16 protein-coding genes and 2 pseudogenes are annotated in these 19866 nt (G+C 60.3%); all 18 read right to left on the bottom strand.

All coding sequences use genetic code 11. The features are described 5' to 3' along the window. Positions 1-21: 21 nt before the first annotated feature. Positions 22-360 (bottom strand): hypothetical protein, encoded by a 339-nt coding sequence (locus Q8N00_04305; GenBank protein ID MDP2382003.1) that lies wholly within the window; start codon positions 358-360, stop codon positions 22-24. 386 nt (positions 361-746) lie between these two features. Next, positions 747-1097, bottom strand: coding sequence for a hypothetical protein (locus Q8N00_04300; GenBank protein MDP2382002.1), 351 nt, complete (start codon positions 1095-1097; stop codon positions 747-749). A gap of 178 nt (positions 1098-1275) precedes the next feature. After that, positions 1276-1908 (bottom strand): response regulator transcription factor, encoded by a 633-nt coding sequence (locus tag Q8N00_04295; protein ID MDP2382001.1) that lies wholly within the window; start codon positions 1906-1908, stop codon positions 1276-1278. Between the two features lie 27 nt (positions 1909-1935). Continuing rightward, positions 1936-2985 (bottom strand): response regulator, encoded by a 1050-nt coding sequence (locus Q8N00_04290; protein ID MDP2382000.1) that lies wholly within the window; start codon positions 2983-2985, stop codon positions 1936-1938. 9 nt (positions 2986-2994) lie between these two features. Further along, a complete protein-coding gene (locus Q8N00_04285; GenBank protein ID MDP2381999.1) occupies positions 2995-3459 on the bottom strand; it encodes a response regulator in 465 nt (154 codons plus the stop codon). A gap of 64 nt (positions 3460-3523) precedes the next feature. Then, positions 3524-4228: pseudogene (locus Q8N00_04280) on the bottom strand (ATP-binding protein). Positions 4229-4417: 189 nt separating this feature from the next. Beyond that, positions 4418-5161 (bottom strand): annotated as a pseudogene (locus Q8N00_04275) (cache domain-containing protein). A 706-nt stretch (positions 5162-5867) separates the two neighbouring features. Then, complete coding sequence (locus Q8N00_04270; GenBank protein ID MDP2381998.1) at positions 5868-6452, bottom strand: Crp/Fnr family transcriptional regulator; 585 nt, start codon at positions 6450-6452, stop codon at positions 5868-5870. A 201-nt stretch (positions 6453-6653) separates the two neighbouring features. Further along, positions 6654-6917, bottom strand: coding sequence for a hypothetical protein (locus tag Q8N00_04265; GenBank protein ID MDP2381997.1), 264 nt, complete (start codon positions 6915-6917; stop codon positions 6654-6656). A gap of 47 nt (positions 6918-6964) precedes the next feature. Beyond that, on the bottom strand, positions 6965-7474 hold the full coding sequence (locus Q8N00_04260; protein ID MDP2381996.1) for a hypothetical protein: 510 nt from the start codon (positions 7472-7474) through the stop codon (positions 6965-6967). A gap of 43 nt (positions 7475-7517) precedes the next feature. Then, the gene (locus Q8N00_04255; protein MDP2381995.1) at positions 7518-8051 is read right to left on the bottom strand and encodes an OmpA family protein; all 534 of its coding nucleotides are present in this window, start codon (positions 8049-8051) and stop codon (positions 7518-7520) included. Positions 8052-8125: 74 nt separating this feature from the next. Beyond that, positions 8126-8350, bottom strand: coding sequence for a DUF3185 domain-containing protein (locus Q8N00_04250; protein MDP2381994.1), 225 nt, complete (start codon positions 8348-8350; stop codon positions 8126-8128). Positions 8351-8453: 103 nt separating this feature from the next. Further along, the gene (locus Q8N00_04245; GenBank protein MDP2381993.1) at positions 8454-8621 is read right to left on the bottom strand and encodes a DUF3309 domain-containing protein; all 168 of its coding nucleotides are present in this window, start codon (positions 8619-8621) and stop codon (positions 8454-8456) included. A gap of 64 nt (positions 8622-8685) precedes the next feature. After that, positions 8686-9006, bottom strand: coding sequence for a YtxH domain-containing protein (locus tag Q8N00_04240; GenBank protein ID MDP2381992.1), 321 nt, complete (start codon positions 9004-9006; stop codon positions 8686-8688). Then, positions 8993-9400, bottom strand: coding sequence for a DUF948 domain-containing protein (locus tag Q8N00_04235; GenBank protein MDP2381991.1), 408 nt, complete (start codon positions 9398-9400; stop codon positions 8993-8995). Before Q8N00_04235 ends, Q8N00_04240 begins: the two co-directional genes overlap by 14 nt. Before the next feature lie 162 nt (positions 9401-9562). Beyond that, positions 9563-10129 carry a ferritin-like domain-containing protein gene (locus Q8N00_04230; protein MDP2381990.1) on the bottom strand — a complete coding sequence of 189 codons (567 nt, stop codon included), beginning with the start codon at positions 10127-10129 and terminating at the stop codon, positions 9563-9565. A 390-nt stretch (positions 10130-10519) separates the two neighbouring features. Further along, positions 10520-10771: a CsbD family protein gene (locus Q8N00_04225; protein MDP2381989.1), complete on the bottom strand. Its 252-nt coding sequence runs from the start codon at positions 10769-10771 to the stop codon at positions 10520-10522. A 312-nt stretch (positions 10772-11083) separates the two neighbouring features. After that, complete coding sequence (locus Q8N00_04220) at positions 11084-19819, bottom strand: glucoamylase family protein (protein MDP2381988.1); 8736 nt, start codon at positions 19817-19819, stop codon at positions 11084-11086. Positions 19820-19866: the final 47 nt, after the last annotated feature.

The raw sequence follows: 19866 nt of genomic DNA, 5'->3' as shown, positions 1-19866 counted from the left end.
TCGGTCAGCGGCCTGTGCCCCTCACAACGCCTGTCGCAGGCTGCGGCACAACGGTATCGGCACAGGCGTTCGTGGTCTCGCGCGCTGGCGCGCGGGCAGGACCTGCGCCCCCCGGTGGGCCAGGATCTCGGGATCCACATAATCGCCACAGTTCACGCAACGCCACAGGGTCTCCGGTGCGCCGATATAGCCCCCTTCCAGGGATACCGTATAACTGGGAACGCATAACCCCCCACAACGCAGACAGGAGGTGTCGGACGGAGCCGACGCCTGCTTGCGCGGCTGTGCGGCCCTGGCCGTTGTCCGGCGAGACACATCGGACAGGGTGAACGGAACGGAATTGATGGGGGCACCGCCCATGCGCCGGTTCATGATGGCGTGCCGATAGTCCGTAAGAGCTGCCGCACTTCTTCCTGGACCTTCGCGAAACATTTCAGGCAATAGGTATGCGTAAGTGCGAGCTTGGTTGAGTCCACGCCATGGGTCTGTCGATAGGTTCTGGGCGATACCCAGCGCTCGCGGCGAAGGGTTGATTTGGTCTCGTCTCGAATGCGTCCACACACACAACAGATAGGAAGCATTTTTGCTGCACGAAGGGTTGCACTCTTCGGCGCGGAAGGAGTCGTTCGAGCAACCGACATGTGACTGGACATACACCACCTCTTTCATACACCAGGCCAACAAGCCCTTCCGGAGGATCGAGCCGGTACGCATGGGCCGCAAGGGCCCATCATCCTATGGACAGATCATCGGACGGACTCCATGCGCGCTGACGGAGGAACCTGTGAGGGCCTGCTGTTCACCAAGGCTGGGGCCAAAAGCGGGCTCCATCCCTCCATACCTGTCATCCCACAGGGAGTTAACGTGCCAAGACTGAGGAGCGTTTGCCCATCCAGGAGACCGCGTCGATAGCGAGAGAACTGGGATTGGTGTTCCCCTCGCATGAACGCGATCCGATCTCTCCCGTCCAAGGCATCCGCGAGGCCCGCTTCCTCGGCTCGCCACCCGGCGCGTTCATCCTTCGTGACCGAGTGGAGTTGTTGCTGGAGCCGGCACCATTCAATGCGTGACATGATCTGGGTGGATTCGTATTTCATGGGTCCCTCCTCTGCACGGCATTGCGTAGAGCGCCTGAATCTTTCGTACATTACTTATACTGTCGTCACGCGGAGGGCACCATCGGCGGCAGTTCGATTTTTCTGTCGTGGTTTGAACGACAGCAGAATGGAGGCATGTTCGGGGGGGTCTACGGACACGAGAGGGAAACCGGACCGGTCAGCTGACCAGTCCGCGTTGAAGCGCGTAGCGAGTGAGCTCCGCGTTGTTCTTGAGATTCATCTTCTCCAGGATGCGCGCCCGATAGGTGCTGATGGTCGTCACGCCGAGATGCAACGTCTCGGCGATTTCAGAGACCGTCTTGCCTGATGCAATGAGGCACATCACCTCATATTCACGGTCCGACAGTTGCGCATGAGGGTCGTCGCCGGCATTCGCCTTGAGCGTCATCGCCAACGTTTCTGCCAGCTCGGGGCTGACATACTTCCCTCCTCCAAGTATTTTCTTGATGGCTTTCACGAGTTCTTCCGGTGCGCTCGCCTTGGCCAGATATCCATCCGCACCGGCCTTGAACATACGGACGGCGTACTGATCCTCCGGATGCATGCTGAGCATCAGGACCGGCAGCTTCGGGTATTTGGCTTTCAGCTGCGTCAGCGCCTCCGTCCCGGTGGTTCCCGGCATGGTGATATCCAGGATCACCAGATCCCATTTCTTCAGCCGGACCAGCTCCAGCAGATCGTAGGCGTTGCCACATTCGCCAACCGTGACCTCCCCGAGGCCGTCGGCCAGCAATTCCTTCACCCCCCGCCGATACAGCGGGAAGTCCTCGGCAATCAAAATTTTCAGCACCGGCTCCTCCTACCTCTGCCCTGCGACTTACCCGCAAGGCACCCGCACCGTCACGGTCGTCCCCTGTCCCGGCAGGCCGACAATCCGGAACGTCCCCCCGACTGCCTCTGCCCGCTCGCGCATCCCCAACAGACCCAACGACGTCGCCTCGGTGATTCTCGCCGGCAGGATCCCCTGTCCATCATCGTGAATCTCCAGGCGCAGGAATCCCTCGAGGGTCTCCAGGCGCACGCGTACCTCCTTCGCCCCGGCATGCCGCACCACGTTGATGAGCGCCTCTTGACAGATACGAAAGGCGGCTGTGGCCTTGGCAGATGCCAGCGGGATATCCCCTTCCTCGGAGTCCACGAAACATCGGATGCCGCTCCGCCGTTCTACATCCCGGCACTGCCATTCGACGGCTGCCACCAATCCGAGATCATCCAGCACCCCGGGCCTCAGTTCTGAAACCAGTGCCTGCACGGCGACGATGGTGGTGTCCACGACCTCGGTCATCGACTGCAACTTCTCCTCCACTGCGGAACGAGACGCGCTGTTCATGAGAACCCGTAACCGCGCAAGGTCCATTTTCAGACAGGTCATGCGCATCCCCAATTCATCGTGTAATTCCCGAGCGATCCTGGTCCGCTCGTCTTCCCGCACCGCCTCCAACTTCCGCGTGAGGGCACGCAGGTCGCCCAATGCGCGTTGCAGCGCGTCCTTTGCCCGCTTGCGTTCAACAGCGTAACGGATGGAACGCATGACCAGCGAGCCGGTCACCTGTCCCTTGATCAAATAATCTTGGGCGCCGGCCTGGATGAGCTGGACCCCCAGCACGTCATCCTCGGTGCCGGTCAGGACAACGATCGGCACGCCCTTCGCGGCCTCATGCAATCGGTGCAGCGTGTCGATCCCTTGACTGTCGGGAAGCGTGAGATCCAGCAGCACCACATCAAAACAGGCTTCCGCCAGGCGCGCAAGCCCGACCGATAGCCGGTCCACCTGCGTGATCTGAAACCGGCAGGTGCCGCCCTCTTTCAGATATTCCTGCAGCAGCCGGATATCGCCAGGGTTGTCTTCAATCAGGAGAATATCCATCGGGATGACTCACATGCCCTTGTTGTTGTCATTCTTCGGCAGCACCACGATCCCGAGCCAGAAGTCTTCGATCGATTTCACCACCCTGATGAACTGGTCCAACTCCACCGGCTTGCTGATGTAGCAATTGGCATGGAGGTTGTAGCTCTTCAACACGTCTTCTTCGTCCCGAGAGGTCGTGAGGATGACCACGGGAATATGTTTCAGCCTGTCGTCATCCTTGATCTCCGCCAGGACCTCCCGCCCGTCTTTCTTGGGAAGGTTGAGATCGAGCAGGATGAGATCCGGAATCGTCACGTCTGCGTACGGCCCTTGCTGACGCAGGAACAACAAGGCTTCGACGCCATCCTTGACGACCATGAGCCTGTTGAGGATCTTGGCCTCTTTGAGGGCCTCAATCGTGAGACGGACATCACCGGAATTGTCTTCCACTAAAAGAATCTGCACGGGCCTGACATTCGTATAGCTGTTCATGCGGTCGTATCTCCTTCGCTCAACGTCATAGGTGACCGAGGGGCCCTCCGGCTCATGTCACGCCTCACGAGCCCTGGTGGCTCTGGCCGATTATCGGCAGGGTGAAATGAAAGGTCGCCCCCTGCCCTGTCTGCGATACCACCCAGATTTTTCCGCCATGGCGTTCCACAATCTTCTTGCAGATAGCCAGGCCGATGCCGGTGCCGGGATATTGTTCTCTGTCGTGCAGGCGTTGAAAAATGACAAAAATCCGCTCGGCATACTGGGGGTCCATCCCGATGCCATGGTCACGAACCGAGAAGAGCCACTCGCTGGACCGCTGCTCAGCCGACAGGTGAACGTTCGGAGGCTCCGCGCCATGGAACTTGATGGCATTGGCAATCAGGTTCTGAAAAAGCTGCCACAGCTGTCTCTCGTCGGCCATCACCGTGGGGAGAGGATCATGGGTCACGACCGCCCGGCTCTCCTCGACCGCGGCCCGCACATTGGTCAGCACCTCCGCCAGAACCCCGTTACAGTCCACCGGTTCAAAGACGTGGCCCTGCGAGGTTACACGTGAGTAGGCCAACAGGTCATTGATCAAATGTTGCATGCGCTTGGCCCCGTCCACGGCATAGGCGATGAACTCGTCGGCATCGGCATCCAGCTTGCCCCTGTAGCGCCTCGCCAAGAGCTGCACGTAACTGGCCACCATCCGCAGCGGCTCCTGCAAGTCATGGGAGGCGACATAGGCAAACTGTTGCAGATCGGAGTTGGAGCGGCTGAGTTCGGCGACGCTATCCTTCAGCGCCTGCTGCGACACCACAAGAATGCGCTGCTCGCGAATCAGCCTCCAGGACGCCCAGAGGCCGAAGCCGGCCAGCGGCACGACAAGCAGGAGCCCGACGGAGACGATGGCCCAGACGCGCTGGTTGATCGGAGCATAGGCACGGTCACGATCCAACCGAACTAACACGGTCCAGTCGAATCCGGGAAATTTACTATAGTTTGCTGCAGTCGCGTAGCCGGTCACCACAGGAATCTGCCGGCGCTGGTGCAGTTCCTCCACAAAGCCGGACTCGCCACGCGTCCCGGCTGCCCGTCTGACGGAAAGCAGGTCCATCATCGACAGGTTACTGTCCATACCCGTCGGTTGGCCCTTCTCGAGGATGATCGCTCCTTGACGGTTCAGCACCAACCAGTCGTGGGCTTCTTCTCCATGTTGGAGCTTCGCTTCCTGCGCAAGAATGGTTCGAAGACTTTCCAGCGGGACCTGGCTCGTCACCACTCCGCGAAACTCTCCCTGTGGCCCGGAGATCGGAGCCGAGAACCCCACCACCATGATCCCCTCTGACTCTGGTGAAGGCCGAGCCGAGTCCAGATGTACCTGCCCCGTCTGTCTCACCCGTTGAAACCATTCTGGCCGAGTTCCACCCTCTCCCGAGCCCTTTGCCGGCCCGCTTATCTTTGGCCTGACCTCCCCGTCGGTCGCCGCGACCACCCGACCAGTCTCATCGGTCACCCCAATCCAGGAATACTGCCAGTACATTTGTTTGTATTGCAGTAACCGCTGTCTCTTCGCAGCCTGATTGCTTTCTAAGAGCACTCGGTCATTCGCAAACACCTGGATATCGCCGAACCGATCGAACAAGACACGATCAAGCCTATCCGCGACCCTGGCGGCCGTTCGAGCGAGGTCTGCGCCCCGTTCTTCGACCAGCACGGCTCTCAACGACGCCGTCGTATAAAAGACCACTCCGACGGCGACGGCAAACGATAGGAGGAACGACAGGGGCAATAAGATTCCCGACCACCAGGGTTTGTCGAGGTCCAACCGTGCCTGAAGCGTCAACGCTCGCCCCCTCTTGCTCTCAGCAATCCAACTCTGCTTCCCATGATTGCCCCATCGGGACCGATCTATGGATACACCCCAATAACCTGCCGCTGCAAGGATGTGCCGCGGCGGGAGCGGTCGAGGCTGAACGATTCAGCTTTACGGCAAGCGCCGCCTGGTTCATTTCACTTGCCAGTTACAATGACAGGTGACGCATCGTCTGTTCCTCACCCCTATGACAGGCTCATCCATGTCAGCCGCACGTCCTGGTGTCGATTCAGCCGCCGCCGGCGACCCTAGCGCCATTCGACCGCGCCGAACCCGATGCTCCCGAGGTAGCTGTGACCAGGTCGGCCACGCACCGAAGAGAAACAGCGCCAAGAGAACCATCAGAATTGTACTGAGCAGGTTGCGACTCCCTCGACTCCGATACAACGGTCCGGCCCGGATGACCCGTGAGGGGCTATCCCAAAGACTACGCCTGTCGATGACGAGGCAGCTGTTCAGAATTGCTCAGGTTTGAACAATGATGGGGCAACGCAGCAACAGAAGGGGACACCGTCAAACGTAGCCGCAGGCTGTTCAGCAAGGCCTGCTAGTCGTGGAGCACGATACTGAGGAGGGAGCTATGCACGTGGACGCCACCGTTGTACTTCAAGAAGCCCAGCTTCCGGAACTTATTCATGAAGAAACTCACCCGTGACCTCGTGGTGCCGACCATTTCGGCCAGCACCTCCTGACTGATCTTGGGAATGATCGCCTCCGACTTGCCTTCTTTCCCAAAGTGGGCCATGAGCAGCAGCACTCGCGCCAGCCGCTTCTCGCTCGTGTGAAAGAGTTGATCCACCAAGTCTTCTTGGATGCGGATGTTGCGTGTCAGGAGATAGGCAAGGAACAGCTCGGAGAAGCCGGGGTCCTCGTGGAGCACACGAATCATGGCTTGTTTGTCAATGCGGACGAGCGTGGACTGTGCCGCGGCAGTCGCCGTGGCCATACAGACCAACTGCCCGGCGAGACAGCCTTCCCCGAAAAAACTGCCCGGCTCCAGCAATGCGATGATGGCTTCTTTGCCCTGCTGCGAGACCACGGTGAGCTTGATCTGGCCGGTCTGAACATAGAACACGGCATCTGCGGCATCCCCTTGCGAAAAGATCAGTTGACGCTTGGCGGATTGGAGCAAGCTTGTGCCTGGGCCGATTTTTGCGAGAAAGGTCTTTGGGGGAAAACGGCGGAGGTTGCTTCCGGGCCATCAGGAGGACTCCATTCACGTGAAGGGAGGGCATCGACAGCATGCCGGTGCCTGCTACGGGTGGCTATTATAAAACATGGCGTATTGTTGTCAATCGGGGAGGCCAGATGGCTGTTTTCTCTCGTACAGCCGCTACTTCTTCTGAGGGAGGGGGGCCTCTTTCTTGGTACTCCTGTCCCGTTCCATCTTGCATGTACCGGTTTCGCAGGTCTTCGCTTTGGCTTCCTGTCTCTCCAGGCAGGACTTCTTATCCTCTGCGCTAATCGCACTCTCGAGGCATTGCGTCAGCTGGTCTTGCGAGGCCTTGAGACAGTCTTCGCAGAGAGGTTGTGCCTGCGCTGGAGCGCCGAGCAACAGCAGTAACACGACGACACATGCGCGTAGGACGTTCATCACGGGACCTCCTGTGAGCAAAGGGGATAACCGATTGAGCGCACGTGCAGTCAGCCGCGATCAACCAACTCGAAGGCCGCTTGGATCTCGTCGAGGACGCTCAATTTCTGTGTCATGTCGAGGCCCTGAGATTCCGCCAGATCATGGGCGCAGAACCGGAGGAAGGGGATCAGCGCGCGGCACTCATCCCGCAGATGTCGATCGAAGGTGAAGCGCCGCAGGTTGGGTTCGACCATCTTACGGGCTTCGCGCTCATACAGGGGGTCGGCATGATCGAGCCCCTTCAGGGTCTCCACCTCCTGCTCCAACGAGCGTCCCAGCTTCTTCAGCATGGCCAGAAGAAAATCCAACCGTACCCGGCCTTCAGTCCATTGGGTCGCGATGTGCCCATCGAGAGAGACATCGGGCACGACCGCCCTGCGGATCGTGCCGGTGGTGGCGCCGCCCCATCGCCGCAGCCATTCACGAGCGATCCCGAATGTATAATAGATCGCGGCAACACCGGCAAACATGCCCAGCAGCATGAAGGACAAGGGCATGGCATCCAGATTCTCCATCATAGTGTGTCCGTGACCTTTACGGCTCGCGCATGAACATGTCCGGTCACATTCCTGCGTACAGCAGAATTTCGACGCGGCGATTCATTTGCCGCCCTTCTTCAGTCTCATTACTGGCGATCGGCCGGATGTCCCCGAACCATTCGACGATGACACTCTGTGAATTCGTCCCGGAGGCCTTCATCGCACGGACCGTGTGCGTCGCACGAGCTTTGGACAAGGCCAACTTCTCGAAATACCGGGTGGACGGATCGGAGATCGGAGCCTGGTCGGCATGCCCGGCCACTCGGATTTCTTTGAGCGATGCCGCGTTGAAAACTATTCCCATACGGGCCAGCACGTCGATGCCGCTCGGCGTGATCACCGGACTCCCGGCATCGAAGAGCAGCCGTTCGGCAATTACGATGGTGAGATGATCGCCGGTCCGTTGGATCCTGACGTCACCCTCGCGCAAGGCTGTTCGCAGCACCTGCGCCAACTCCTGCTGCACCTGCCTGAGCCGCTGCTCAGTCGGGTCTGCGCATCCGGCCGCCAGCACCAGACTCATCAGCACATGTGCGAGGACGGTCCCGGTCTTCACGGTTTCTCGCTCCCGCGGCTTCCGCCTGTCACCGGCACACCTCGTTGCGCTGCATCGCGAGACCTGTCGTCACGTCATGAGCCTCTCTTGGCTCCACCGATGAGCAAGATGATCCCGCCGACGAGCGCCAGCCCCCCGACGAGAGGCGTCAGCGGAATGGTTTCGTTCTTGTCGACCGTGGCTTGGAGTGGGCCGAGGTCAATCACTTTTTCACGGGTGGTGTAGGTAATGCCTTGGTAGGTGAACGCGACGATGCCGAGCATAATGAGCGCGATGCCGAGAATCGTTGTTGTTTTCATAGTCCTATCCTTTCGCCTGCGAACATGACGGGCGGCTTCTTCCCTGCGAGGCCAGCCCCCGTACATGAGACAGGGCGCCGTGCGCGCAATTGCTACAGATCTCTCAGCGCACCGTCCGGCCACGCCGACTGGTCAGGACCACGATGAGCAGGACCAGCAAAATTATGCCCACCCCGCCACTCGGGTAATAGCCCCACCCGGCGCTATGCGGCCAGGTGGGCAATGCGCCAACGAGCAACAGAATCAAGAGGACGGTCAGTATCATATTCATCGTGCATCTCCTTTTTCTCTGCGTTCAACCCATCGGCTCGCAGCTGCGTCTCGACATTCTGCCGTCACGCGTTCTTTTCGCCAGACAGCCGCTCACGCTCCCGTGACATCGCCGCACGCCCGACTGCCACCGCCTCGGTCAGGACCGACTTGTTCTCCTGAACGAACTCGCGTCCTCTGTCCACCGCCTGCGCCACAACCTGGGTGGCGGTATCGGCAAACTCATGGAGGTTCTCTTCCGCTCGCCGCGCATAGCCTCGCAACTGATCCCGTGACTCACGACCGGACTGCGGCGCCAGCAACAGCGCCATCGCAGCGCCCAGCAACCCTCCGCCCACAAATGCCAACCCCACGAATCCCAATGAGCAGCCTCTATCGTGTGCCATTGTACGTCCCTCCTTCTCCGTGAATGTGTGACGTGACGGCCCCTGCCGTCGCCTTCAACCCGGCCACCATGCTGGCCAGGTTGACGAGAAGTGCCCGGCTCGTACCCCCCGCCATCGCATGAACCCGCTGCACGGTATCGCCCAACGCACCAACCGCATGCAGCAAGCCCGCCGCATGCTCGACCCCTCCCTGCGCCTGCGCGATGAGCGCGTTCAGATGCTCTGTCGTCGCCCGCATCTCCCTGAGCAACAATGGCAGCTCGGCGTTCATATGGACCAGCAGATGCTCTGATTCCGCCATCGGCCTCCGGAGCTGTCTCAAGAGCGGGACCAGCGCGTAGACCAGCACGACGAACGCCCCCGTCCCCACACATACGGCGATCTCGACAATCATCGCGCGCCTCCTCCGCTCTGCGGCGCTGCGAGAGGGAAACCCTTCACATGCCAGATCATCGAAGGACACCGAATACCCAGAGGACGACGAGCAAGGTGAACGGCACTCCCAACAGCCAGAGAATAAATGCCTTTCCCATGGTGCACCTTCTTTCCCGCCCGATTAGCGACCCGGGCGATGAGGTTGAGCTTCAGAACCGAGGTCCTTCAAGAGACTGGACAGGTCCTCGGCATGTTCTTCTTCTTGAGCGAGGATCTGCTCCAACACCTTACGGGTCGTGGGATCATCCGTGCCGACATAGGTAACCAATTCCCGATAGCTGTCGATCGCAATCCGTTCGGCAATCAGGTCTTCCGTGATCATCTCTATCAAGGAGTCCCCTTCGACATATTCCGAGTGGCTCCGGCTCAGCAGCCGTTCAGGAGATAAGTCCGGCTCACCCCCGAGTTGCACGATGCGTTCGGCCAATAGATCGGCATGGGCCTGTTCCTCAATAACATGCTGGAGAAACTCGGCCTTCACGCTGAGAGAATTGATCCCGCTGGCCATGAAATAATGACGCTTGTAGCGAAGGACGCAGACAATTTCCGTGGCGAGAGCTTCGTTCAGCAACTTGATCACGGTCTCCGCTTTGGCCTTGTAGCCCGCGGTCATGGCCCCGTCCTCGATCCCCTGCCGTGCCCGAGCCCGAAGCGTCTTCACATCGGTCAGACCGATGGCTTCTTTCACGATTTCTTCCTTTCGGGACGCACGCGTCGCGGCATTGTCAGGTTGTACTGCTGTCGAGGTGGTAGTTTTCACGATGCTCTCCTTTCGGGGAATGCCCCATTTCTATTGTGTCGATCACCCGTCGCCGCGGTAGTCGCGTCATGCTCGGGTGGTTTTCACGGCGGCTCACAATGCGATAGCCGCCACATCAACGTGGCCGCCCTGTTCCGTTCGCCGGCATGCCCGGTGATCCGGGCAGCGGCTGGTCAATGTTTTTTCGACGGCCTGCCTGGACGAGAGCCAGGCACAGCGCTGGAGCAGCCGGACGCCATGAGGTGGCGGGTTGGTTCAGTGGCATCACTGTATTGCTTCCCATCGTTCAGCCCCTCTCTTTCATCGTGAGGTCGTTCGTTAATCTCTCGTGAATCGCATCCATTCAGTGGGGCTGCTCCCCCAGCGTTGTGGCCCAGGCTGTTGTTGCCATCGGTCCGCCCCTTTTATGAACGCATCATTGTTCTCGCCACACCGCTCCTGAACTGTACCGATGAGCGTGTCGACATTGCCTTCGATCTGGTCCACGTTGTCATCGGCAAACTTGCCATACTGCTGTGTCAGTTCGCCTTTGAACTGCATCCATTTCTCTTTGAGTTGCTCCGCGTTCATACGGTCTCCCTCCCCTTGAGCGGTTCTCTTAATCTGGTCCCGCCTTTCATGATCTTCTCCATGCAAAATGAGTATGGCGAGAAGACCGGCAGCGGTCTGGTCAATACTGCTCAGATCAGGTGCATAAATCCGATGGCAGCGTGGCGCGCAGATCGATTGTGCGACTCGAATGGGATTGGAGACGTCATTCTTTCAGCGATGTTGGCATATGAGGCATGGGGGCGCTTCCGCAAGTCGGCATGGCGCCGCCTCCTTCTCGCTGAGAGTGACGGCGAGGAAGCCTGTCATGAACTGCGGCCTATCCTTCTCCGTTCACTGCGCGGCCTGGATTGTGACCTCAACCGAATGGTCCTGCCGGTCGTCCACAAGAAGAATCGCCCGATCGAATTGCTTGACGCCATCGACCGTCACGCTCGTCATACCGGTCTCGGCTATGACGTGCGAGACGGTGATATGGTAATGCGTGTCCCGGTATCGGTAGTGCAACCTGAACTCCTTCCAACCCGAAGAGAGACAGGGAGTCACGTATAACTTGTCTACGTCCAGCCTCACCCCGAGAAGTGATTCGACGATGAGCCGGTACATCCAGCCGGCCGAACCCGTGTACCAGGTCCATCCTCCGCGGCCGGTATGTGGCGAGACCGCATAGACGTCGGCGGCGACCACGTAGGGCTCGACTTTGTAGATCGCGGTCTCCTCCGAAGATCTCGCATGGTTGATCGGGTTGATCATGGACAACAGTTCCCACGCGCGTCGTCCGTCTCCCAGCGCGGCGAACGCCATCGCCGCCCAGATCGCCGCATGGGTATATTGCCCGCCATTTTCTCTCACCCCCGGGACGTACCCTTTGATGTAGCCGGGATTCAACGTCGACTTGTCGAACGGCGGATCCAACAGTTGGATCAGCGCAGAGTCACGGCGAACGAGGCGCCGATCCATCGACTCCATCGCCATGTGCGAGCGCGTCGCATCCCCCGCCCCGGAGAGAACCGACCAGCTTTGCGCAATCGAATCGATCTGGCATTCAGGGTTGCTCGCCGACCCGAGAGGCGAGCCATCGTCAAAGTAGGCACGGCGATACCATGCTCCGTCCCAGCCATGCTGTTCGAGATGCTGGCGCAGGTCATGCGCCTCCTCCTGGCAACGTTGCGCAAAGGAGAGGTCGCCACGCAGACGTGCCACCTTGGTGAACTGCATGAGCACGTCGTACAGGAAGAATCCCAACCAAATACTCTCGCCTTTGCCCTGTTTGCCGACCATGTCCATGCCGTCGTTCCAGTCACCGGATCCGATGAGCGGGAGGCCATGCGCCCCCCGTGTGAGGCCGTTGAGAATGGCTCGCACGCAATGCTCGTACAAACTGGCCGTCTGTTCAGATCGGCCAGGCAGATCGTAATACGAATCCTCCTCCTGATTGACCGGACGGCCTTCGACGAAGTGGATGGGCTCATCCAAGACCCCGCTATCCCCTGTGCTCAGCACGTATCGGCATGCTGCCAGCGGTAGCCAGAGGTAATCGTCCGAACAGCGTGTACGCACGCCTCGGCCAGTAGGGGGATGCCACCAATGCTGGACATCGCCTTCCTGAAATTGCCTGGCGGCGCACAGCAGAAGATGCTCGCGCACAAGATGCGGCTCGGTGTGGATGAGCGCCATGGAATCTTGCAATTGATCGCGGAACCCGAAGGCGCCCCCCGATTGATAGTATCCGCTCCGTGCCCATAGACGGCAGGCGAGCGTTTGGTACATCAGCCAGCCGTTGGTCAGCACGTTCAGTGATTGGTCTGGGGTCTCCACCTGCACAGCACCGAGCGCGTGCGTCCAATATTGCCACACCGCTTCGAGGGCGCCCCGCGCAGCCGCAGATCCCCGGAAGCGATGGATCAGATTTCCTGCGTCCTCCGCGTCTTGCCCGACGCCACACATAAAGATGATCTCACGCTCTTGTCCGTCGGCCAGTTCGAAGGGAACGTGGATCGCGGCGCAGGGATCGAGGCCGGCCCCCACGTTGCCCGAGAGCCCGGACGACGCCATCGCCGCCGGATTGCGCAGCGAACCGTTGCGCCCGATAAACTCAGTCCGGTCTCCACTGATGGTTCGAGCCGTCTCCTGCACGTCAAAGAACGCCATCTTCCCGCCGAACTCAGGGTGATAGGGATTCCTCGCGAAGATCGCGCCGCTCTTCGCGTCCAACTCAGTCACGACGTGCATCGCCGATTTTGGCCGCAAATCTCCCAGCACCCATTCCATATAACCCGTCGCGGAGAGTTTGCGCGCCCGGCCTGACTCGTTCCTTACTTTTAAGACCGTGAACTTGATCGGTGCATCCAGGGCCACGTATACCCATAACTCCGAACGGATTCCGCGCTCCGTATGCTCGAAGACGCTATACCCGAAACCATGCCGGCTGACGTACGGGGTCGCCCCGCGGCTGGGCAGCGGCGTGGGGGACCAGAAGTGACCCCGCTCTTCGTCACGGAGGTAGAACGCTTCTCCGCTCGCATCGCTCACCGGGTCGTTGTGCCAGGGAGTGAGGCGGAATTCGTGGGCGTTCTCATACCACGTATAGGCCTGGCCGCTTTCCGAGATGACGGTGCCGAAATGCGGATTCGCCAGCACGTTCACCCATGGCGCCGGGGTCACATGTCCGTGCGCGGTCGTGACGACATACTCGCGGCCATCGGGCGTGAACCCTCCCAGCCCGTTGAAGAACAAGAGATCGTGGCGTGGCAGCGCAGCGGATGGCACGGGCTCGGTTCGGCGGGTTCTGGTTGGTATCAGGCGCGGCACCGTGACGTCCGGATGGACGCGACGGGCGATCTGGTCCGCGAGCGATCCCCGATTGTCGGTGAGAATGACGCGGGCGACCGATTGCAGCAGAATGCGGTCCTCGTTCGAGATCTGGTCGATCGGACGGACGAAGATGCCGCCGGGTCGATCCATCACCTGTGCTTCGAGACCCGAGGCGATCAGCCCAAGAATCTGTTCATGCAAGACTTGCCGGTACCCAGTGCGGTCTTCATTCCAGATCACCAGGTCCACGGCTACCCCCTTCGAGCGCCAATAGGCATGGGCCTGTACAAGCTGTCGCACCAGATCGATATTTGTCGGATTGCCGATCTGCAACAGCACGATCGGCAAATCGCCTGAAATCGCGTAGCCCCAGAGCCCGGATTGCCCGCGGCGGTTTTTAATCAGATCATTCGAGTCGGCCCGCAGAGAGGAATTGGCGTAGAGGATCGAGTTGGCCAGGCAACCATAGAGTTGCGCATCGGCCTCGGTGGCATTCAGCTGCCGCATGACCACCTGATTATGGGTCCAGGCCAGATCGAAAACACGGTCGGCCAGCCGCCGATCGTGGTATTTCTCGGCCAAGCCCAGACAGATGTCGCGGGTGTCGCCGATGCCGGTCACGAGATCGATCGTGGCCGACTCTTCAGGATCGAGCGTCACCCGGCACCGGATGGCGACAATCGGATCGAGCACGGAGCCCTCGCTGCCGGAGAGCGCCGCCGCCTCTGCTCGCGCGCCGAGTCCGCCCAGGGCTTGTGGATCGGCGGTGGTGTGGCCGCGGCCGATGAACTGGAGGCGGTCCGTCTCGTAGGACATCGTGCCGACGTCTGCGCCATGCACGGCCATAAGGTGACACATCCATGGCGAATGTTCGTCGACGGAGCGGGGCCTGCGCGTACAGAGAATCGCTTGCTGTTCGCGAACGATCTCGGTCTGCACAAAGAGATTGCTGAACGCCGGATGCAGGGCGTCTGCCGCAGGTGAGGCGAGCACGACTTCTGCGTAACTCGTAATCTCAATCGTCCGGCGGACCCTTGAGCCGTTGGTGATGCGGGTGCGACGTAATTCGATGTCGTCTTCCGGAGACACCACGATTTCGGTATACGTCTCGACATCGTGGTCACGCCGGCGAAACTCAGCCCGTCCCTCGGAAAAGATGACTTCGTAGGACTTCGGTGGCGTCAATGTCGGCTGATAGGCCGTGGACCAGAACTCCCCGCTCGTCACGTCGCGGATGTAACAGAACGTCCCCCAGTTGTCGCAGGTACTATCTTCTCGCCAGCGTGTCACGGCGAGGTCCCTCCAACGGCTATAGCCGCCACCCGCATTCGTGATCATCACGTGATAACGACCATTCGACAATAAGTGGACTTCCGGAATCGGCGTATGTGGACTGCTGAATCGGCGCACCGGCGTCTCCCATCCACTGGCCGCCGTCTGGACGTCGGACAGCTCGACCGTCGGCGCATACCAGGCCGTGACCTTTGGGATCCGCTCGTGCAGCAACAGCGTGGTCGCCTGGAACAACGGATCCGACTCGAATCGCTTCTGCATCGGACGGTCCAGGAGCAGGTAGGCCAAGGATAACAAGCTCATGCCTTCGTGATGGGCCATGTACGATCGAACCAGGGCACTCGCTTGCCCGCGCGGGAGCCGGGATGGCGTATAGTCGATCGCTTCATACATCCCGAATGGTCCTTCAACGCCTTCCATCGCGAGCCGCTGCAAATTCAGGCAGGCCTCTTCGGGCGCCACCATCAGCGCAAGCGCCGAGGCATAGGGTGCAATCACGACATCGTCGGCCAACCCACGTTTGAGTCCCAGCCCGGGCACGCCGAACGCGCGGTATTGGTAGTTGAGATGCACATCGGTCATGTTGTAACCGGATTCCGAAATGCCCCAGGGGACGTTGCGCTGCTTGCCATACTCGATCTGTCTCTCCACCGCCGCCTTGCAGGTCTGGTCGAGCAGGGTGTTCTCGTAGGTCGGCATCACCAACAGCGGCATGAGGTACTCGAACATCGACCCGCTCCACGAGATCAATACCGGCCCTCCGCCGGTGGTCGTGAGGAGACGCCCGAGCGCAAACCAGCTTTCTTGCGGCAGTTGTCCCTGTGCAATCGCCACGAAACAGCACAGTCTCGCTTCCGACGCCAGCAGATCGTAATAACTCGAATCCCGCCTGCGCTCGCCGACGTTGTAGCCGATCGCGAGCAACTGACAACCCTCGTCGAACAGGAAATCGTACTCCACATTCGCGAAGAGACCGGCTTGCCGTGCCAGGGATTCGATCGCCGCGATTCGTTCTCGCGCGCGCTGGCTCGCCTTCGCCATGAACGCCTGCAGCCGCTCGACCCATGCATTCCCCTCAGGCGTCGGCTCCAGGCCCATCCGCTGTTCGATGGCCGGTAGACAGTCCTCGTCAAGGCGTGCCAATTCTCGCAATGTGGGGATTTCGTCGAGGTCGCCATATTCGCTGATCCTGTTCGGTGAGGCCGGCAGCAAGGCCCATGGAGCGAGGAACGTGAGATCCGCGAGAGCGGCTTGGCATTGCCGAGCGAGTGCGTGCGCCCACCAGGCCACCTGACTCTCGGGGGTCGCCTTCACGTTCGAGCGTATCTCCTCGGCGGTCGTCGCCAGCCGGTCGAGGCAGAACCGTGCCGCCGTAAGCGTGGTTGGCCTGGACTCGGAGGCAACCGCCAGCTGCTGCTGGAATTGAGCAAGTGGACCGGACGAGGCTTCCCCTACAGCATCCTCGAGAATCCTGAATGTGTCGGTGAGCCCGTCAAAGAATCGCGACCCTAGAATTTTCTGATCGGGGAGTGCGAGCAGACCCGGCCGAAGTGTCAGCAGATGGCCTGCAAGGTTTCCGCTGTCCACCGTCGACACATAGGTCGGCAGCAACGGTTTCAGCGATTGCGTGTCGTACCAGTTGTAAAAGTGTCCCCGATGCCGCTCCAACGCTTTCATCGTGTGGAGCGCATTCGATGTGCGTTCGATGAGTTGTCCGCCCGACAGGTAGCCGAAGTCGTATGCGGACAAATTCGCGAGCAGCGCGAGACCCATGTTGGTCGGCGACGTGCGATGCGCGACGACGGCCACGGGATGTTCTTGAAAATTGTCAGGCGGCAGCCAATGATCGCCTGCTCCGACGAACTTCTCGAAGAAGGCCCAGGTCTTACGGGAGAGCGTCCGGAGAAAGATCGTCTGGTCGGCCGTCAGATTTGCATCGCGCCGAACGATCGGTTGGCTGATGAACCACGCGATCGCAGGGGAGGTGAACCAGAGAATCAAGATGGGCATCGCGACACCGAAGACGCCCGGCTCCGACAGCGCCAGGTACAGCACTGCGGCCATGGCAAGAACGGGTCCGAACCACATCGTCCGACAGTAGGCGACGAGGTCTGTGCGGCGATCGAGATCCGGGTGACTTGACGGGCTCCATTCCAGCAGTCGTGTCTGCGTGACCGCCATTCGCAAGACCGTGCGCACAATCGCATCCACACTGACGAACGCCTCGTAGGGAAGGAACGCGATCGTCAAGACCGTCTGAAGGACGTGGCGGCCGGCCGTGCGGAGCGCGGTGGCGGCATGCTGCTCCGGCAACAGATCCTCCGGCTTCTGAAACAGATCGAGAATCGTGGCGAGTAGAGGAGGAATCAGGACGATGCCGATCACCGACAGGGTCCACAACCAGAACGGAGATACGACCGTCCAGCCGAGCAGCAACAGGAGGGTCAATGCCGACGGGACGAGACTTCGCCGGAGGTTATCGAAGAGCTTCCATCGAGACAGTCCGGAGAGCGGATTCTTCTGACGCCGCCCTCCGGGGCCGGGAACGCGCGGCAGGAGCCACCCCGCAAGTTGCCAATCTCCACGGATCCAGCGGTGCCGGCGGCTCATATCCACGCGGTAGCAAGGGGGATTCTCCTCGTATAAATGCACATCGCTCAACAGCCCAGATCGCGCGTAGCACCCTTCCAGCAGATCGTGGCTGAGGATCCGGTTCTCGGGATAGCGGTCTGCGAGGGCGCGTTCGAACGCGTCGACCTCATAGATCCCCTTGCCGATGAACGAGCCTTCGCCGAACAGGTCCTGGTAGACATCGGAGACGGCGCGTGTATAGGGATCGATACCCGGCTCACTCCCGTGGAGTTGTGCATAGTACGACCGGCTCGTGCCCGGGAGGCTCACGGCGACGCGTGGCTGCAGAATCCCGTACCCTTCGCAGACCCGCTGCTGCTGTTCGTCGTATCGCGCACGATTCAGCGGATGCGCCATCGCGCCCACAAACTGCCGCGCCGCATCGCGCGGTAGTTGTGTATCCGTATCGAGGGTGATGACGTATTGCACGTTCGACAGCACGGCCGTCTCACCGACGATCAGTGAGAAGCGATCCCGTGAGCCACCGCGAAGCAGTTGGTTTAAGTCGGCAAGCTTACCTCGCTTCCGCTCATATCCCATCCAGATCCGCTCCCCGGGATTCCACCGGCGGGGGCGATGAAACAGAAAAAACGCATCGCGCGTCACCTCCCGGTACTTTTCATTCAGCGCGTCGACTCTCTTCCGGGCCAGCCGCAACAGGGGCTCATCTTCCGGACATGTTTCCTCATACGCGTCTCGAAAATCGGTCAACAGACCGAAATAGAGGTGTTCGTCTCGATTGGCCAGAAACCGGACTTCGAGCGCTTCGGCCAGCGCATCGATATGTTCAAGACTGCTCAGCATCGTCGGAACCACGACCAGCGTGCGCAACTCCTGGGGGATGCCGCCGGTGAGATCCAGTCGCGGCAGCGCATGTGGTGTCACTAGCCTTGTCGTCAGCCAGTTCGCCAGCGCCACCGCCAATTGACTGGTACCGAGCAGGGACAGGAGACCGACCAACGCGAGTAACCACCACGCCATCTCCTCGGCATCCGCCAGCGCCAGCAAGCCGCCGGTGAAGCCCCCCGTCATCAACGCAATCGTGCCGACATACAGGAGCAACGGACACCGGCTGCTCGCATGCTGAAGCGCCTCACAGGTGGAGAGGCGCACCTCTGCCATTCGTTCGAGCTCTGGCACCCCCTTGTCGATCAGGTAGAATCCAACATGGGTTTCTCGACTGTCGCCGCCCTGCCCGCTCGCGCGCTGTTGCGCAAGAAGGATCGCGTGGCGCGCCACTTCAGGTTCAGAGAGCCGGCTGCTCCTCGCCATTTTCTCGACCACATGGCGGTACCGATCGCGGGTCGCAAAATCCATCTTGCCGTAGGCGGCGGCGGGATCCTCTCGCAGCGTCTGCTCGACCACGCTCATCGTCTCGACGAACCTGCGCCAGTCCATCGCGCCCAGAAACCGGAGACTGCCGATGCTGTTGCTGATGGAGACCTGATCGACGGCCTGCTGTTGGTTTTCCGATTGCACCGACTGTTCAATCGTCAGACCGGACTCGGAGAGCTGCTGCTCGATCCAGGTGAGGGGCAATGCCAATGCGGGGCTCTGTCCCTGCAACCGCCGCGCGAACTCCGCGACAAACGCACTCGCCATTGGCGGGCTCGACCGCGCCATGTCCGCCGTCACCAGAATCAGATTTTTGGGATCCTGTTCGGCGATCTCCATCATTTGATCCGCCCAGTAGTCGGCGCGATTGCGGTCGATCCTATGCGCGGCGATACGCGTGGCCGCGCGCCGGAGATTCTCGATCAGGGCCAGGCGGAGCATGATCGGGATGGCCCATAATTCGCCTAAGGTGAGGCTGGTCATCGTCTGGTAGGCGGCCACGAAACGACTGAGGCTACCCGGATCGACTCGTCCGTCGCCATGCGAGATCGTTTCAAGCGCGATGGCATACACGCGTGGAAGTCCGACCGATGAGCCATCCAGTAAGCGCGGCAGCTCACGGCTGTATCCCCTGGGCAAGTGTCTCTTCGCCGTGCGAATCTGCTCTTCGATGAGATAGAAATTATCGAGCAGCCATTCCCCCGCCGGCGTAATCCGGCGGTTCGCCTTGACCGCTTCGGCCAACAGATCGCGCACGCCGATCAGCACGTCTTCATTCTCAGCCAGCCTGCCCAGCAACTGGTCCGGAGCCTGTCCCGGACTTACCTGGTGCTGACCAGCCAGAATCTTGCCGTGCTGCTCCATTTGATCGGCGCTGAAGAGCTCCGAACGCAGCGGAGGCTCGCCGCCGGCGTATTTTTCTGCCAAATCGTTTTCAGGAAAGCTCGCTCTCAGATGGAGCAAGCTACTGAGATTGATCTTGCCGCGTACCTTCATCGGTGAGGCCTCTTTCGTCCAGGTGAGGTCTTGCGAACCAATTCGCA

The sequence above is a fragment of the Nitrospirota bacterium genome, from assembly GCA_030684575.1.
GTDB lineage: Bacteria > Nitrospirota > Nitrospiria > Nitrospirales > Nitrospiraceae > Palsa-1315.
This window is presented reverse-complemented; position numbering and strand designations above follow the sequence as displayed.

What these genes read in the sequence shown, in the direction of transcription:
- Q8N00_04245 (MDP2381993.1), bottom strand. Translation starts at nt 8,621, where the DNA reads ATGAATATGATACTGACCGTCCTCTTGATTCTGTTGCTCGTTGGCGCA.
- Q8N00_04240 (MDP2381992.1), bottom strand. Translation starts at nt 9,006, where the DNA reads ATGGCACACGATAGAGGCTGCTCATTGGGATTCGTGGGGTTGGCATTT.
- Q8N00_04225 (MDP2381989.1), bottom strand. Translation starts at nt 10,771, where the DNA reads ATGAACGCGGAGCAACTCAAAGAGAAATGGATGCAGTTCAAAGGCGAA.
- Q8N00_04250 (MDP2381994.1), bottom strand. Translation starts at nt 8,350, where the DNA reads ATGAAAACAACAACGATTCTCGGCATCGCGCTCATTATGCTCGGCATC.
- Q8N00_04235 (MDP2381991.1), bottom strand. Translation starts at nt 9,400, where the DNA reads ATGATTGTCGAGATCGCCGTATGTGTGGGGACGGGGGCGTTCGTCGTG.
- Q8N00_04260 (MDP2381996.1), bottom strand. Translation starts at nt 7,474, where the DNA reads ATGATGGAGAATCTGGATGCCATGCCCTTGTCCTTCATGCTGCTGGGC.
- Q8N00_04305 (MDP2382003.1), bottom strand. Translation starts at nt 360, where the DNA reads ATGGGCGGTGCCCCCATCAATTCCGTTCCGTTCACCCTGTCCGATGTG.
- Q8N00_04300 (MDP2382002.1), bottom strand. Translation starts at nt 1,097, where the DNA reads ATGAAATACGAATCCACCCAGATCATGTCACGCATTGAATGGTGCCGG.
- Q8N00_04285 (MDP2381999.1), bottom strand. Translation starts at nt 3,459, where the DNA reads ATGAACAGCTATACGAATGTCAGGCCCGTGCAGATTCTTTTAGTGGAA.
- Q8N00_04290 (MDP2382000.1), bottom strand. Translation starts at nt 2,985, where the DNA reads ATGGATATTCTCCTGATTGAAGACAACCCTGGCGATATCCGGCTGCTG.
- Q8N00_04220 (MDP2381988.1), bottom strand. Translation starts at nt 19,819, where the DNA reads ATGAAGGTACGCGGCAAGATCAATCTCAGTAGCTTGCTCCATCTGAGA.